Here is a 14732-nt window from a genome sequence, read left to right as displayed (position 1 = left end):
CCGCCCGACGACTGCCTAGACTTGAGCCATGCCATCCATCGCGTTTACCAAAGGTCACGGCACCGGCAACGATTTCGTGATCGTCCCCGATCCCGATGGGCAACTGTCGCTGAGCGACGACCAGATTGCCGTGTTGTGTGACCGCCGATTCGGAATCGGCGCCGACGGCATTCTGCGAGTAGTCCGATCTCGCGCAATCGACGAGGGCGCGGTGGCTGCAGCATCCGGAGCCGAGTGGTTCATGGACTACCGCAACGCCGACGGGTCCAAGGCGGAGATGTGCGGTAACGGCATCCGCGTGTTCGTCCACTACCTGGTGCAGGCAGGGTTCGTGACGCTCGGTGCCGAACCGCTCGAGATCGGCACACGCTCGGGCGTCAAGGCCGTCACACGCGCGGACAACGGCTATGAGGTCGACCTGGGTGCGTGGACGGTCGACACCGCTGACGTGCTCGTACGCGTTCGCGGTGGGGGAGCGCCTCGCCCCGGCCTTGGCATCGATGTCGGAAACCCACACGTCGTGGTCGCATTGCCCGACGAAGATGAACTCACTGGCATCGACCTTGCGGCGCAGCCGCAGATGCACCCAGAACCGGCGCACGGGGCGAACATCGAGTTCGTGGTGCCGGGCGATCCGCTGGTGCACAACGGCGTCGCGTCGATCACCATGCGCGTCTTTGAGCGCGGTGTCGGAGAGACTCTGAGCTGCGGCACGGGGGTGGCGGCAGCGGCGCTCGCCGTGCGGCACTGGGCGGGTCCGGCGGCGCCCGACCACTGGAGCGTCACGGTGCCCGGCGGCACCCTCGGGGTTCGCATGTCCTACGTCGGAAGCGAGCAGCATGTGCTGCTCTCGGGACCAGCGACCCTCGTGTATTCAGGTGAGGTCGCGCTCGCGTAGCGATCAGCTACGGCAACGCGATTGGTTCGCTCACCGGCGAGCCATGGTGCCTGACCTTCAGCACTCTGAAGCCTTTGGCGGTCGACGAGCGGTGCACGCTGAAACCGGTTTCGAACGTCGCTGCGAGCCAGCGCTGCAGTGAGTCTGAGCCGAGGTTTCGCTGTACGACCAGCCAAGCATCCGATCGCTCTTCCAAGCGTGGAATCCACCGCTGCATCAGGGCGTGCAATTCGTTCTTTCCCACACGGATGGGTGGGTTCGAACGGATGGTGCGAAAAACCACGTCATCGGGAACATCGTCGGGCAGCACCGCGTTGACATTCGACAGACCGTGTTCTTCGGCGTTCTGACGAACCAGATCAAGGGCACGTTCATTCACATCCACAGCCCACACTGTGGCGTGCGGCGCTTGCATTGCGAGCGTTAGCGAGATCGGCCCCCACCCGCACCCAAGATCGAGCAGATTGCCCCCGGGCGGGGGAGGCGGGGTGTGCGAAAGCAACACCGCCGTACCGGTATCGACGTGGTCGGGACTGAAAATTCCCCCGGCTGTCGTCACGGCAACCTCGTGGCCGTCAAGCGTCACGTTGATGCGGCGAAGTTTCTCAGCACTGCCGGGTGACGCGCTGAAGTAGTGGTCACTGCCCATGGCTTCAGATCGTAGCGGAGGTAACGCTCAGTGCGGGAGGCTAGAGTTACGGATGCTACTGGAGAGGCACAACGAAAGGAACCCATGACCGATACCACCGCACCGACAGACACAGACGACACCACGATTGATCCGGTGGACCGAGTGCTGGCACGCGCCGAGGCGCGTTCGGGTGTGCGAGTGTTCGGTGGGGCGCAGGCGCTGCAAGACGACGCCACGGTCGGTCACACCTCCAACGATGGAGACCAGTGGGATCGAGAAGAACGGGCTGCACTTCGTCGCATTCCTGGCCTTTCCACCGAACTCGAAGATGTCACCGAGGTCGAGTACCGCCAGCTTCGACTCGAGAACGTCGTTCTCGTCGGGGTCCATCCCCAGGGCGACCAAGAAGACGCCGAGAACTCGTTGCGTGAACTCGCGGCGTTGGCCGAAACAGCGGGGGCTGTGGTGCTCGACGCAGTCCTTCAACGCCGGCCCCACCCCGATCCAGCGACGTATATCGGCAGCGGCAAAGCTGAAGAGCTGCGCGGCATCGTCGCGGCAGTGGGAGCTGACACCGTCATCGCCGACACGGAGCTAGCACCAAGCCAGCGTCGCGCGCTTGAAGATGTCGTCAAGGTCAAGGTGATCGACCGCACCACGGTGATTCTTGACATTTTCAGTCAGCACGCGAAGAGCCGGGAGGGCAAAGCTCAGGTCGAGCTTGCGCAGCTCGAGTACCTGCTCCCGCGTCTGCGCGGTTGGGGAGACTCGATGAGCCGCCAGGCTGGTGGCCAGGTGGGCGCCGGCGGCGCCGGTATGGGCTCTCGCGGCCCCGGCGAGACCAAGATCGAGCTCGATCGGCGTCGGATTCGAACGAAGATGGCGCAGCTTCGGCGCCAGATCCGAGATTTCGCACCGGCTCGCGATGCCAAGCGTGCTGAACGCAAGCGCAATACGATCCCTTCCGTTGCAATCGCCGGCTACACCAACGCCGGAAAATCTAGCCTGCTCAATCGCCTGACCAGCGCCGGTGTCTTGGTAGAGAACGCGCTGTTCGCGACTCTGGATGCAACAGTGCGGCGTTCTATCACCGCAGACGGGCGCATCTACACCCTCACGGACACGGTGGGATTCGTGCGCAACCTGCCGCATCAACTGGTCGAAGCATTCCGTTCAACCCTCGAAGAAGTGGGCGCATCCGATGTCATTGTGCACGTGGTCGACGGCTCGCACCCCGACCCTGCCGCTCAGCTCGCCACCGTGCGTGACGTTATCGGCGACGTCGGGGCACGTGACCTTCCCGAACTTGTCGTCTTCAATAAGGCCGACCTGATCGATGAAGACACGCGGCTGGTACTGCGTGGTCTGGAACCGAAATCGGTTTTCGTCTCGTCGCGCTCTGGCGAGGGAATCGACGAGCTGCGCGCAGCAATCGAAGCCGCGCTGCCGCTACCGGCCGTCGAACTGAACCTTCTCGTTCCTTACGACAGAGGAGATTTGATCTCGGCTATTCACGAGCACGGCATGATTCTCGACCAGCGTCACGAAGAGACCGGTACCGCGATTCACGTGCGCGTGGGAAGTCACCTCGCCGCGCGGCTCGCCGAATTCGTGCAGTAGTCCGGCGCGAACCTAGTCGAGTTCGATCGGCGGAACATCGGCCGGCGCGAAGTCGAAGACAGCACCGATGAAGGCGATCTCGGCTTTGAGGGTCGCCTCGATGGTCTCGGCGCGGCGGAAGCCATGGCCTTCTCCCTCGAAGGCGAGGTAAGCGTGCGCGATACCCGCGGTGGCAAGAGCATCACGCACTGCCTCGGATTGAGACGGTGGCACCACGAGATCATCCAGTCCCTGCTCGATCAGCAGCGGCGTCGTGAACTGGTCGAGGCGCGACAGCGGCGAGCGATCGATGTACAGCTGCTCAGCTTCGGGCAGCGGTCCGACCATGCTGTCGAGATAGCGCGCTTCAAAGTCGTGAGTGTCTTCGGCGAGACGGCGCAGGTCGGCAACGCCGTATCGGCTGATCCCCGCCCCGAAGACATCTGATTGCGCGAGCGCGCACAGCACTGTCCACCCACCCGCGGATCCGCCCGCGATAGCAAGCCGATGCGGATCGGCAATGCCCGCTTCGGCGAGCCCTTGAGCGGCCGCGATCACATCCTCCACGTCTACGACGCCCCACTGCCCGAGTAGTCGTTCTCGATACTCTCGCCCATAGCCCGTAGAACCGCCATAGTTCACATCGAGCACACCGATTCCGCGGCTGGTCAAGTAGGCGATCTTTCCGGATGCTGCGCCACCCACATGGCTTGTCGGACCACCGTGTACGAACACGACGTATGGTGGTCGCTCGTTCACTGGCGCGCGCACATTCGGGTTGGTCGGCGGAAAATCGAAGGAGTACACCGGGCCACGTGCGCCCTCAACGACGAATGGGCGCGCGCGCGGCATCCACTCTTTGACCCACGCCGGTGCGCCACCGGCAACTCGCTCGGCGCGCTCTGGCTGATCGACGTCAACGCGCCAGATGGTCGCGCTGCCGTCGGCGCCCGACGTCGAGATCAGCACCTCATGGCCTCGGGCCGCTTCGATGACAGTGTTGGCCATGACATCGATTGGCAGGGCAGTCGCGGTGCCGTCAGGCTCAATCACCACTACTTCGTCGATGCCGTTGGTTCGTATGGCCACTATGCGGCCATCAGCCAGCACCCCAAACCAGCGCAGCCCCAGTACCCACAATCCGCCGCCGGTGTCGGCGTTCGCCGGCGCGAGCGCACGAGGAGCGGCGCCGTCTGGGCCCGGGGTGACGCGCATGAGGTTCCAACGCCCTGATTCGTCGTCGGTGTAGGTGAGTTCCGCGGGAGAGGTCCATACGGGCTGCAGGGGCGCGCTGCCGTTTCCGCCCGCAACCGTGATGAAATCGTCGAGGCTCGCCGCCAGCTGCTTCACCCGCAACTGGGTTTCGTCCCACGGCATGTGGGGGTGATCCCACGCGATCCATGCCAGCATCGTGCCGTCTGGCGACAGCGCGGGTTGCGCAACGAACGTGCTGTGGCTCGCGAGAACTGTGACAGCGCTGCCGTCACGATCCGCAGAGGCATCCATTGAGATCTCTACGATGTCGCGCAGCGGAGTGGGCGAATCACCGTGCGTTTCACGGATTGCCAATAGCCGGCCGTGCTGCACGCTCAGTCCGCCGAAGCGATAGCCTCCCGACTCTGGCGTGAGGGCTCGCGGGTCGCCGCCCGGGCGCACGAGCCAGACACGCTGATCCGTCTTCTCTACGAACACGAGCACACCGTCTTCACACGCCGCCCAGGCGCCACCGCCGTACTCGTGCACGCTCGAGCGAGCATTCCATGGTGCAACGAGCAACGATTCTGGGGGCGATGTGGCCGTTCGCCGCATCACCGTCGTGCGTCCGCCTTCAGCCGCGACAGACTGCCCCCACCACACGTCATCGCCGACGTATTGGGCGCCTTCAAGGCGCGGAGATGCCGTCGAGACAGAAGCTGCGGTGAGCGGAGACGGCCAAGTGCCGTAGGCGAGCGAAGTAGTCACTCTTCCACGGTAGGCGAAAGCGAAACACGGTGACACATGCCGCGACGCACGTCATCCCGTCCGCTACCTTGGAACCATCGTCGCCTGACGTCTTCTTCCCTGGAACGCCGACGGCAATGGAGCGACAGCCGAGCCCGGCATCCGCCCGCGATGGCACAGCTCGGCGGCTTTCGCCCGGGTGTATGTCCGCGGCCGTCCGGCCCGTAATCGTCCTCTTACCCGAAGATCACCCCATGTCAATCGACCTGAGCGCACCACCCGTGCCGATATCTTTTGAGGTGTACCCGCCCCGCTCCGAGGCGGCGTGGCCGAAGCTTCATCAGACGATTCAACGACTGGCTACGGTCAACCCGCGGTTCATCTCAGTCACCTATGGCGCCGGGGGCACGACGGGTGGGCGTTCGCTCGAACTGCTGAGCCACATCCTCAATGAGACGAATGTGGAGCCGCTCGCCCACCTGACCTGCGTAGGCAGCACATACGAGACGACGAACGCCCTGATTCGCGAGTTTCTCGACGCAGGAATCGGGAGTTTCCTGGCATTGCGGGGTGACCCGCCCCCGGGCGTCAGTGAAGACGATCAATTTTTGGGAGACCTCGAAAGCGCAGCGCAGCTTGTGCAGCTCATCGATCGGGTGCAGGCAGAGCGCACGCCGTATCGCGAAGAACCTGTGCCTGGCGTACCTGGTGCCGCGCGAGTCGCTCGTCGCGACAACATCGACATCGCTGTGGCAGCGTTCCCGAATGGGCACCCACGCTCGCGCTATGCCAACGAGCACATCGACGCTCTGCTTGCAAAGCAAGCGGCGGGAGCAACTCTCGCTATTACGCAGCTGTTCTTCCACGCTGACGACTACCTCTCTTTCGTTCAACGTTCGAGAGCGGCTGGCGTGACCATTCCGATCCTGCCGGGCATCATGCCGGTTACTACACCAGCTCGGCTGCGCCGCACCATCGAGTTGAGCGGCGAACCGATGCCCGCTGAACTGTCCGTTGCGCTCGAGGTCGAGCCGACGCCCGAAGGACAGCAGCAGATCGGGATTGCGCATGCATCAGCTCTGGTGCGTGAGGTGCTCGCAGGCGGAGCGCCGGGGATTCACCTTTACGCGTTCAACAATCACGACACCGTGCTCGCAGTGCTTCGCGATGCCGGCGTGACCACCGACGGCTGAGTGACCAGAGAAGAGGCGGATGCTGCAGCGTCTAGGCTGCGGCATCCGCCTCTTTCGGCTTGCTACGACAGCTTCTGAGTCTGAGCGTCGCTCGGCGTCACGGTGGCCAGCTCTGCGCCCGCAGCGTCTGGCACGGTGTCGTCGAGGACCAGAGTGTCGCCCTCTCCGGCAGGATCGTCGAGGCCAGTCGGCAACGACGCCACCGCGTCATCGGGGGTTCGCTGCACCAGTGTCGCGGCGAGCCAGGCTGCAAGTGCGAGCACCACTACCAACACGATGTCGCCGATCGACAGCGGTCGCAACGCGAACACAAGCAACACAGCGAGTACGAGGATGATGGCGCGTACCAGCAGTCGCTGCTGGTACATCCACTCGCCGAATCGGCCCGTATTCATACCGCTGCGCTGCAGCGAACCGCGTGCCGAAGTCGAGAGCGTCGCGCTGAAAGCGCGGGCTCGTGCGGCGTGACGCGATCGTCCCGCCATCCAGCCTGACAAAGCGATGATGACTCCGAGGAAGGTAAGAACGACAGCCGTGTCTTGCATCGCCCCGACCACGGCGTAGAAGATTGTGCTCAGCGTGGTGCTCGGAATGCCCACGGCAGAGGCGTTGAGACCCAGCACGGCATTTGCGCCGGCGAACCCGGCGGCGAGAAGGCCAGAGCCGATCGCAATCGCGATGCCCGTGCCCAGCACTGCGACCGAGCGATGGCGGGCAAGCGCAATGCCGATCGCGAAGAGCGCGAGGCAGATCACCGGCAGCCACCAGCCCACTGCGACAGCGATCGCATATATGGTGCCTACCAACACCAGTGCATCGCTTTGCACGATATCGATTGAGGTCGAAATCGCGGGAATCAAACTTGCGACACCGATTCCCTGGTCGATCATCTGCGACTTGAGCTCTTCGACGATGGGACCGAGCTGAATGGCGAGGGTGCCATCGTTGGCGATCGTGACGACGCCATCAGTATCGTCTGCCGTGGCGGTCGCTATCAATGCACGGTGGCTCGCTACCAGAGCCGTACGCCATACGTTCGCGAACGCGTCTGATTCGACGGCTCTCGTCACCCCGGTCTCTATCAGGCTCTCGACGCCGGATGCTGCCGGGGCACGAAGCAGATCAAGCGCGGTGAGCGCGGCAGGCGGAAGGTCGAGGGTCGCGATCCCGTCGAACAAGCTATCGGTGTAGGTCTCGACGTCGATCGAGGCATCGATGGCGGTGACCGCTTCATCGATGATCAGAGCCTGCACGCCTGGGTCATCGGCGAGTGGTGCAAAGGTGGCAACGAAAGCATCTTCGCTGACGAGTTCCACGCGCGCCCAGCTGGCCACGACCGACACCGGCACCATGAAGCCGGCGAGGATGATGCAAAAGGCCGACAGCGCAGCGCGCCACCATCCCGCTCGCGACCTGGCAGGCTTCGCCGGCCCCGTGGCAACGGGTTCTGATGATGCTGTCTTGAGAGCTGCGTTCTCTTGACGCAACTCCTCTAACTCAGCGCGTAGCTTCTCGACCTCTGATGCCATGGCGTGCCCCCTAAGAATCTTGGTGACGCCAGACTAGTGGAGGGGGTTAGACAGCGCGTAACACCGCAACCACTTTGCCGAGAACGACGGCATCGTCGCCCAAAATCGGTTCGAACGCGGAGTTGCGTGGCAGCAGCCACGTGTGGCCGTCTCGCTGACGAAAGGTTTTGACGGTTGCCTCATCGTCGAGCATGGCGGCAACGATGTCGCCATTGTCTGCAACGTTCTGCGAGCGCACGACTACCCAGTCGCCGTCGCAGATGGCGGCATCGATCATCGAGTCGCCTGAAACCTTGAGCATGAACAGCTCGCCCTTGCCGACGAGCTGACGAGGAAGAGGGAAGATCTCTTCGACGTGCTGTTCGGCGGTGATCGGCACGCCTGCCGCGATGCGCCCGACCAGCGGAACCATCGCGGCGTCACCGACAGTAGGTGCGCTGTCGGCGGGATTCTCGGTGGCGGTGCCGGGCAGGTCGATGAGCACTTCCATCGCGCGGGTCTTTCCGGCATCGCGACGCAGGTATCCGCTCAACTCCAGCTGGTTGAGCTGGTGGGTGACGCTAGAGAGCGACTTCAGGCCGACGGCGTCGCCGATTTCGCGCATGCTCGGCGGATACCCGTTGCGCGCGATCGCACGCTGGATGACTTCGAGGATCGCCATCTGCTTGTCGCTGAGGCTCTTGCGCCGACGGGTTTGCGGTTTCTCGCGCCCACTCGCATCGCTCATCTTCGGCTCCTGTCTGGTTTCTCCGGCAGCCGTGACCAGCATCGGTCTTCGAATGTCGGAGGGTCGTGGTGGGGTTCTCCTATCGAAACCGTATCCGGATTTAGCCCCCGAACGCACGAGCGCATGCGCGTGTCGCGTTCGAGAGTCGCAAATCAGAAACGGCACTTGACACCCAATTAGATCGAAGATACGTTCGGAATATAGATTCACATCATGACCACTTGGTCGATCCGCTCCTGCGAATCTTCCACCAGTCGAATCTTCCTGAGTCGAGGAGACCCGCCATGACTACTATCGCCATCACAGCCTTTTCGCCGACCGCGTCAGTCTCAGCGCCGCGAACGTCGAGCCAGCCCACCAAGCTGCGGTTGACCGTGCGTGGACGGCGAGTGTTCGCTGCCATGGCTGCATTGCCGCTCGTGATCGCTTTGAGTATCGCGGTCATCAGTGGCGGTGCGGCAATGGCGTCTCGAGACTCCGGCGTGGCGTCGGTCTCCTACGAGAGCGTGACCGTCGGAACCGGCGACTCGCTCTGGTCCATCGCCGAAGAGGTGGCCCCGGCGGCAGACCCGCGCGACGTGGTTGATGCCATCGTGCGGTTGAATGCCCTCGACAGTGCCAACGTTCTTGTCGGTCAGCGACTGGCGGTACCGGCTGAATACTCATCCGGCTCCTAGTCACACGGCCTACGATGGGCCGAGTGAGTGTACGTCTGGAAGATCTGCCCCTCCGCGATGATTTACGCGGCTTGACGCCCTATGGTGCACCGCAGGCGCCGTTGCCGATAGCGCTGAATGTGAACGAGAACACCCATCCCGTGCCGCAAGAGGTCGCGGACGACATCATGGACTCGATCGCGTTAGCACTGCGCGAAGTGAACCGTTATCCCGATCGCGATTTTGTCGCATTGAGAGAAGGTTTCGCGGACTATCTCGGTCACGGATTGACAGCCGAGAACATCTGGGCAGCGAACGGTTCCAACGAGGTGCTGCAGCACGTTCTCCAAGCCTTTGCTGGTCCGGGGCGCAAGACCTTCGGTTTTGCGCCGACGTATTCGATGTATCCGCTGCTCAGTCAAGCCGTCGGGGCGACTTGGCTCGCGGGCAGGCGGGAGGTGGACTATTCGATTTCGGCGACCGACGCCGCCGTTCAGGTGCGCGAGGCGCAACCTGACGTTGTCTTTCTTTGTTCGCCGAACAATCCCACGGGCACACCCGTGAGTCTCGATGTGATCGAGGCGGTGTACGAGGCGTCAACCGGCATCGTCGTGGTCGATGAGGCGTATCACGAGTTCGCGCCGCAAGGGGAGCGCTCTGCGCTTACGCTGCTCCCCGGTCGGGAGAGGCTCATCGTTTCGCGCACGATGAGCAAAGCGTTTGCTTTTGCAGGTGCTCGGGTCGGCTACCTCGCCGCTGACCCTGCCGTCGTCGATGCGTTGCGGCTGGTTCGGTTGCCTTATCACTTGAGCGCTCTTACTCAAGCAGCCGCGAGTGCGGCGCTTCGTCACGCACCGACGATGCTGCAGATGGTTGATGAGATCGTTGCGCAGCGGGATCGAATCTCAGCGACCATCGAAGCACTCGGGTATCGCCCCTACGAATCCTGGTCGAATTTCGTTCTGTTTGGCGATGTCGCTGATCCCGCAGCCCTATGGCAGTCGCTCTACGACCGTGGCGTTTTGATTCGCGACGTCGGGATCCCTCACCACCTGAGAGTTTCGGCCGGCACCGAAGAAGAGACCACCGCGTTCTTGGACGCGTTGGCGTCGATAGGATCAGCGTCATGACCGAAGCTACTTCTCGCGCCCCACGCACGGCATCCATCCGGCGCTCCACGAGCGAGTCATCCGTTGAGCTCGAACTCAACCTCGATGGGAACGGCCGCAGTCACATCGATACGACCGTGCCCTTCTTCGACCACATGCTGACGGCGTTCGCCAAGCACTCGCTCACCGATCTCACCGTGCGCGCATCAGGCGACACTGACATCGACGCACACCACACGGTCGAAGACATATCGATCGTGCTCGGGCAAGCAATTCGCCAGGCACTCGGAGACAAGTCCGGAATTTCTCGCTACGGCGATGCACTCGTTCCGCTCGACGAGGCGCTGGCGCAAGCGGTTGTCGACGTCAGCGGCCGCCCCTACCTGGTGCACACCGGCGAGCCCGTCGGATTTGAGCACCACCTCATCGGCGGCCACTTCACCGGCTCACTCGTACGCCACACCTTCGAAGCGATCTCGTTCCAAGCGGCGTTGACCGTACACGTTCGGGTTATCTCGGGGCGTGACCCACACCACATCGCCGAAGCGGAATATAAGGCTTTCGCGCGCGCTTTTCGCCAGGCCAAGGCTCTGGACCCGCTCGTCGATGGTATTCCCAGCACGAAGGGCGCACTGTGACTTCGAAGCCGGTGGTTGCAGTGCTCGACTACGGGTCGGGCAACGTTCACTCCGCGGTGAAAGCGCTGGACGCTGCTGGTGCAGACGCACGGCTGACGTCGGACCGTTCCCTCGTGCTCGAAGCGGACGGATTGCTTGTGCCCGGGGTCGGGGCGTTCAGCGCCGTAGCGAACGCACTTCGCGCGACCCGCAGCGACGAGCTGATCGGTCGTCGGCTCGCCGGAGGGCGTCCTGTACTTGGGATCTGCGTCGGAATGCAGGTGTTGTTCGAACACGGCGTCGAGCGAGGGGCCGACTCCGAGGGCTTAGGGGAGTGGCCCGGTGCGGTAACCGAGTTAGACGCCCCCGTGCTGCCACACATGGGGTGGAACACTGTCACTCCTGATGAGGGGACGCGTCTGTTTCGGGGCATCGAAGACGAGCGCTTCTATTTCGTGCACTCGTTTGCCGCGCAAGAGTGGACGCTCGACGTGCAACCGCCGTTTCCGAAACCCACCTTGACCTGGTGTGACTATGGGGCGCCGTTCCTCGCCGCGGTGGAGAACGGGCCGCTTTCTGCGACCCAGTTCCACCCGGAGAAGTCGGGCGATGCAGGCATCCAATTGCTCTCCAATTGGCTCGACGGGCTCAGCAGGACTACCCTCTGAAATCGTGCCGTCTGCGCAGGTAAATGCCTCCGCGATTTTCCCGCACAAGGAGCCATGAACGATTTCTCGTCAACACCCGAGTTGATCCTGTTGCCCGCTGTTGACGTTGCCGGTGGCAAAGCCGTGCGTCTTACCCAGGGGGAGGCCGGCAGCGAGACCAGCTACGGCGACCCCGTGGATGCCGCCCTCGAGTGGGCACGCAGCGGTGCCGACTGGATTCACCTGGTCGACCTCGACGCCGCATTCGGTCGCGGCACGAATACTGCGATCATCCGCAAGGTGATCAAGCAGGTCAGAGGCGTGCAGGTCGAGGTATCCGGCGGAATTCGAGACGATCGCACCCTCGAAGCGGCCCTCGAGAGCGGCGCAGCGCGCATCAACCTCGGCACGGCCGCGCTCGAAAACCCCGAGTGGGCAGCCGACGCGATCAGTCGCTACGGCGACGCGATCGCAGTGGGGCTCGATGTGCGTGGAACGACCCTCGCGGCGCGCGGCTGGACGCGCGAAGGTGGCGATCTGTGGACGGTGCTCGATCGCCTCGAAGAGGCAGGTTGCAGCCGCTACGTCGTCACCGACGTGACGAAAGACGGCACCTTGCAGGGCCCCAACGTCGAGCTGCTGCGCGAGCTGACCGCTCGAACGCCCAAGCCCGTCGTGGCGTCGGGAGGCGTTTCTAGTCTCGATGACATCATCGCCCTGCGCGAGCTCGTACCGCTTGGCGTCGAAGGGGTCATTGTGGGCAAGGCCCTCTACGCGGGCGCTTTCACACTGGCCGAGGCGCTGGATGTCGCCGGGCACTGACGGTCCTGACCCACTTGGCAACGATCCCCACGCGGATTCAGCCGGTGTGCCATGGGAGGGGAGGGGCTTCAGCGCCAACCCGCACTCGGGCGACGATGGTTCCGCCGATCCCGCGCTGCTGAGGGCGCTTGAGGCCTTCCATGCCGGCGTCGGCGATCAGGTAGCTGTCGTCGACGCGTATCGCGAAGCCCGATTGCTGATCCCGTTGATCGCAGAGAAGGGCGACGAGGGAATCGGCGCTCACGGGCTCGCGGTCGACAAGACGCAAGAGCTTTCCATCGTCACCGTCGCTGCTCCGGACGGCCGCCGGGTGTTGCCCGTGTTCAGCTCGGTCGAGGCGATGAAACGATGGGATGCGACGGCACGACCCGTTCCAGCGGAAGGTGTGCGCACCGCTCTGGCAGCATCCGCCGAAGACACTGACCTGATCGTGATCGACCCAGCCTCAGAAACCGAGTTTGTGTTGCGCCGCCCCGCGGTGTGGGCCATCGCACAGGGTCACCCCTGGGAGCCGAGCTTCGCCGCACCCGAAGTCTTTCTGGCGTTGCAATCGAGCATCGGCACCGAGTTGACGGTGCTTGACCTGAGCGTTGCAGCGGGGGATCCGTCCGCACGGCTGCGGGGACCCGAACTTGTTGTACGCCTGGAGCTAGTCGCCGGACTGGAGCGCGATCAGCTTGACGCGGTGCTCTCTCGCCTTGCGACTCGCTGGGCCGCCGACGATCGCGTCGCGGTTCTTGTCGATTCGCTGAGCGTCAAGCTTCTTGGAGGAGCGGCTACGTAACCGGTCCGGTCCATTTTTCGCCCGGACCTTTGCCGATCGGGTCTTCAACGAGCGACGCTTCACGAAACGCCAGCTGCAGTGAGCGCAGGCCGTCGCGTAGTGAACGCGCGTGCATGTCGCTGATCTCGGGTGCCCCCGCCGTGATGAGCCCTGCCAGCGCGTTGATGAGCTTGCGCGCTTCGTCGAGATCGCGCTGGTTGTCGGGGTCATCGGCAAGTCCGACTTTGACGGCGGCGGCGCTCATGAGATGCACCGAGGCTGTCGTGATGACCTCGACAGCGGGCACGTCGGCGATGTCTCGGGTCGCGGACGCTGCCGCGCGTTCCTGCTCTTCCCAGTGGGCGTGCCGATCATCATTGTGAGCGGCTGCCGGCGACGTGTCGGGGCCATCAATCTGGCCGTTGTTGTCTCGAATCGTGTCCACGCCACTCTCTCTGCTAAACTCATGAAGGCTCTGGAGCGTTCTGCTCCAGACTGAAAGAGGATTTCATCCCACCCGCGCTTGCCGTTCAAGGCTACCGGGTCAAGCACTCCGCCCCGACCGTCATGCGGCCGGGGTAGCCATGTGGATACATATGGGTCCGGGTGCAAGCTCGCGCAGAAGCGTCGAGTGGGTGGAGTGAACCCTCTTTCAACCACATCACAACCGTGCTGTGGTTGCCTTCACAGTACGAAGAGGAGTTCCGCATCAGCGATCCCCGCACCAATGACCGCATCCGCGTCCCAGAGGTCCGCCTCGTAGGACCCGCGGGTGAGCAGGTCGGCGTCGTCCGCATTGAGGTCGCGCTGCGCCTCGCTCAGGAGGCCGACCTCGACCTGGTCGAAGTTGCCCCCAACTCGAAGCCCCCGGTTGTCAAGATCATGGACTACGGGAAGTTCAAGTACGAGGCCGCGCAGAAAGCCAAAGAGACTCGACGCAACCAAGCGAACACGGTCCTCAAAGAGGTTCGGTTCCGTCTGAAGATCGAGGCTCACGACTACATAACCAAACTCAAACGTGCCGAGGGCTTCTTGCAGGCTGGCGACAAGGTCAAAGCGATGATCCTGTTCCGTGGCCGTGAGCAGTCACGACCCGAGCAGGGTGTGCGTCTGCTTCGCAAGTTCGCAGAAGACGTCGCTGAGTTCGGAACGGTCGAATCGAACCCCACGATCGATGGTCGCAACATGGTCATGGTCGTCGCCCCGCACAAGAACAAGTCCGAGGTGAAGACCGAGCAGAACGCCCAGCGTGCTGCAAACAAAGAAGCGGCACGCTCTGCGCGCACCGCTTCTCCCACAGACACACCCGACTCAGCTCCCGCCGAGTAGGGCCCCACACTCCCGCGATGCGGGATCCCGACTCCCGCTCGCGCGGGAAGTGAAACGAAGGAAGAAAGAGATGCCGAAGCAGAAGACCCACTCGGGTGCCAAGAAGCGCTTCAAGGTGACCGGTAGCGGAAAGCTGATGAAGCAGCAGGCCGGTATGCGCCACAACCTCGAGGGCAAGTCGAGCCGTCGCACTCGTCGCCTCAACCAGGAGCAGGTTCTGGCTCCCGGCGACGCGAAGACCGCCAAGAAGCTCCTCGGTCTCTGAGCACCG

General features: G+C 63.4%; 16 protein-coding genes. 11 read left to right on the top strand and 5 right to left on the bottom strand.

Going from position 1 to position 14732, the window contains the following annotated elements; translation table 11 throughout:
- The first annotated feature begins 28 nt into the window (after positions 1-28).
- A complete protein-coding gene (gene dapF / locus WDU96_RS11805) occupies positions 29-898 on the top strand; it encodes a diaminopimelate epimerase (protein ID WP_337338723.1) in 870 nt (289 codons plus the stop codon).
- A gap of 7 nt (positions 899-905) precedes the next feature.
- Here dapF and WDU96_RS11800 read toward each other — a convergent pair whose 3' ends face one another.
- Positions 906-1547 (bottom strand): class I SAM-dependent methyltransferase, encoded by a 642-nt coding sequence (locus WDU96_RS11800; RefSeq protein WP_337338722.1) that lies wholly within the window; start codon positions 1545-1547, stop codon positions 906-908.
- Positions 1548-1631: 84 nt separating this feature from the next.
- On the opposite strand from WDU96_RS11800, the gene hflX reads away from it, so the two are divergent.
- A complete protein-coding gene (gene hflX / locus WDU96_RS11795) occupies positions 1632-3149 on the top strand; it encodes a GTPase HflX (RefSeq protein ID WP_337338721.1) in 1518 nt (505 codons plus the stop codon).
- Between the two features lie 12 nt (positions 3150-3161).
- Here the strand turns inward: hflX and WDU96_RS11790 are convergent, their stop codons facing one another.
- Entirely contained in the window at positions 3162-5090 is a 1929-nt protein-coding gene (locus WDU96_RS11790) for a S9 family peptidase (protein WP_337338720.1), read from the bottom strand.
- A 233-nt stretch (positions 5091-5323) separates the two neighbouring features.
- On the opposite strand from WDU96_RS11790, the gene WDU96_RS11785 reads away from it, so the two are divergent.
- Positions 5324-6262 (top strand): methylenetetrahydrofolate reductase, encoded by a 939-nt coding sequence (locus WDU96_RS11785; protein ID WP_337338719.1) that lies wholly within the window; start codon positions 5324-5326, stop codon positions 6260-6262.
- 62 nt (positions 6263-6324) lie between these two features.
- Here WDU96_RS11785 and WDU96_RS11780 read toward each other — a convergent pair whose 3' ends face one another.
- Together WDU96_RS11780 and lexA are read right to left on the bottom strand one after the other, a co-directional pair.
- The gene (locus WDU96_RS11780; RefSeq protein WP_337338718.1) at positions 6325-7791 is read right to left on the bottom strand and encodes a coiled-coil domain-containing protein; all 1467 of its coding nucleotides are present in this window, start codon (positions 7789-7791) and stop codon (positions 6325-6327) included.
- Positions 7792-7837: 46 nt separating this feature from the next.
- Positions 7838-8518, bottom strand: a complete 681-nt coding sequence (lexA, locus tag WDU96_RS11775) for a transcriptional repressor LexA (RefSeq protein ID WP_337338717.1) — start codon at positions 8516-8518, stop codon at positions 7838-7840.
- 284 nt (positions 8519-8802) lie between these two features.
- Here lexA and WDU96_RS11770 point away from each other — a divergent pair, with 284 nt between their 5' ends.
- The 6 genes from WDU96_RS11770 to WDU96_RS11745 are packed head-to-tail and all read left to right on the top strand — an operon-like array spanning position 8803 to position 13153.
- A complete protein-coding gene (locus WDU96_RS11770) occupies positions 8803-9195 on the top strand; it encodes a LysM peptidoglycan-binding domain-containing protein (protein WP_337338716.1) in 393 nt (130 codons plus the stop codon).
- Positions 9196-9209: 14 nt separating this feature from the next.
- A complete protein-coding gene (locus WDU96_RS11765; protein ID WP_337338715.1) occupies positions 9210-10304 on the top strand; it encodes a histidinol-phosphate transaminase in 1095 nt (364 codons plus the stop codon).
- Positions 10301-10921: an imidazoleglycerol-phosphate dehydratase HisB gene (hisB, locus tag WDU96_RS11760; RefSeq protein ID WP_337338714.1), complete on the top strand. Its 621-nt coding sequence runs from the start codon at positions 10301-10303 to the stop codon at positions 10919-10921. The genes WDU96_RS11765 and hisB overlap by 4 nt, the downstream gene beginning before the upstream one ends.
- Entirely contained in the window at positions 10918-11568 is a 651-nt protein-coding gene (gene hisH / locus WDU96_RS11755) for an imidazole glycerol phosphate synthase subunit HisH (protein ID WP_337338713.1), read from the top strand. The genes hisB and hisH overlap by 4 nt, the downstream gene beginning before the upstream one ends.
- 54 nt (positions 11569-11622) lie before the next feature.
- Complete coding sequence (priA, locus tag WDU96_RS11750; protein WP_337338712.1) at positions 11623-12369, top strand: bifunctional 1-(5-phosphoribosyl)-5-((5-phosphoribosylamino)methylideneamino)imidazole-4-carboxamide isomerase/phosphoribosylanthranilate isomerase PriA; 747 nt, start codon at positions 11623-11625, stop codon at positions 12367-12369.
- Complete coding sequence (locus tag WDU96_RS11745; RefSeq protein WP_337338711.1) at positions 12353-13153, top strand: SseB family protein; 801 nt, start codon at positions 12353-12355, stop codon at positions 13151-13153. The genes priA and WDU96_RS11745 overlap by 17 nt, the downstream gene beginning before the upstream one ends.
- On the opposite strand, the gene WDU96_RS11740 is transcribed toward WDU96_RS11745, so the two are convergent.
- Positions 13146-13547 (bottom strand): DUF1844 domain-containing protein, encoded by a 402-nt coding sequence (locus WDU96_RS11740; protein WP_396668878.1) that lies wholly within the window; start codon positions 13545-13547, stop codon positions 13146-13148. The two genes, WDU96_RS11745 and WDU96_RS11740, sit on opposite strands and share 8 nt — an antisense overlap.
- A 263-nt stretch (positions 13548-13810) precedes the next feature.
- Here WDU96_RS11740 and infC point away from each other — a divergent pair, with 263 nt between their 5' ends.
- The gene (gene infC, locus WDU96_RS11735) at positions 13811-14461 is read left to right on the top strand and encodes a translation initiation factor IF-3 (RefSeq protein ID WP_337338709.1); all 651 of its coding nucleotides are present in this window, start codon (positions 13811-13813) and stop codon (positions 14459-14461) included.
- A gap of 70 nt (positions 14462-14531) precedes the next feature.
- Complete coding sequence (gene rpmI, locus WDU96_RS11730) at positions 14532-14726, top strand: 50S ribosomal protein L35 (RefSeq protein WP_337338708.1); 195 nt, start codon at positions 14532-14534, stop codon at positions 14724-14726.
- Positions 14727-14732: the final 6 nt, after the last annotated feature.

The organism is Microbacterium marmarense (assembly GCF_037204165.1).
Classification (GTDB): domain Bacteria; phylum Actinomycetota; class Actinomycetes; order Actinomycetales; family Microbacteriaceae; genus Microbacterium; species Microbacterium marmarense.
Note: the sequence above shows the minus strand (reverse complement) of the source record. Positions and strands in the feature narration are given on the sequence as shown.

Coding starts and splice junctions, on each gene's coding strand:
- dapF (WP_337338723.1), top strand. CDS start 29: ATGCCATCCATCGCGTTTACCAAAGGTCACGGCACCGGCAACGATTTC.
- WDU96_RS11800 (WP_337338722.1), bottom strand. CDS start 1,547: ATGGGCAGTGACCACTACTTCAGCGCGTCACCCGGCAGTGCTGAGAAA.
- hflX (WP_337338721.1), top strand. CDS start 1,632: ATGACCGATACCACCGCACCGACAGACACAGACGACACCACGATTGAT.
- WDU96_RS11785 (WP_337338719.1), top strand. CDS start 5,324: ATGTCAATCGACCTGAGCGCACCACCCGTGCCGATATCTTTTGAGGTG.
- WDU96_RS11780 (WP_337338718.1), bottom strand. CDS start 7,791: ATGGCATCAGAGGTCGAGAAGCTACGCGCTGAGTTAGAGGAGTTGCGT.
- lexA (WP_337338717.1), bottom strand. CDS start 8,518: ATGAGCGATGCGAGTGGGCGCGAGAAACCGCAAACCCGTCGGCGCAAG.
- WDU96_RS11770 (WP_337338716.1), top strand. CDS start 8,803: ATGACTACTATCGCCATCACAGCCTTTTCGCCGACCGCGTCAGTCTCA.
- WDU96_RS11765 (WP_337338715.1), top strand. CDS start 9,210: ATGGGCCGAGTGAGTGTACGTCTGGAAGATCTGCCCCTCCGCGATGAT.
- hisB (WP_337338714.1), top strand. CDS start 10,301: ATGACCGAAGCTACTTCTCGCGCCCCACGCACGGCATCCATCCGGCGC.
- priA (WP_337338712.1), top strand. CDS start 11,623: ATGAACGATTTCTCGTCAACACCCGAGTTGATCCTGTTGCCCGCTGTT.
- WDU96_RS11745 (WP_337338711.1), top strand. CDS start 12,353: ATGTCGCCGGGCACTGACGGTCCTGACCCACTTGGCAACGATCCCCAC.
- rpmI (WP_337338708.1), top strand. CDS start 14,532: ATGCCGAAGCAGAAGACCCACTCGGGTGCCAAGAAGCGCTTCAAGGTG.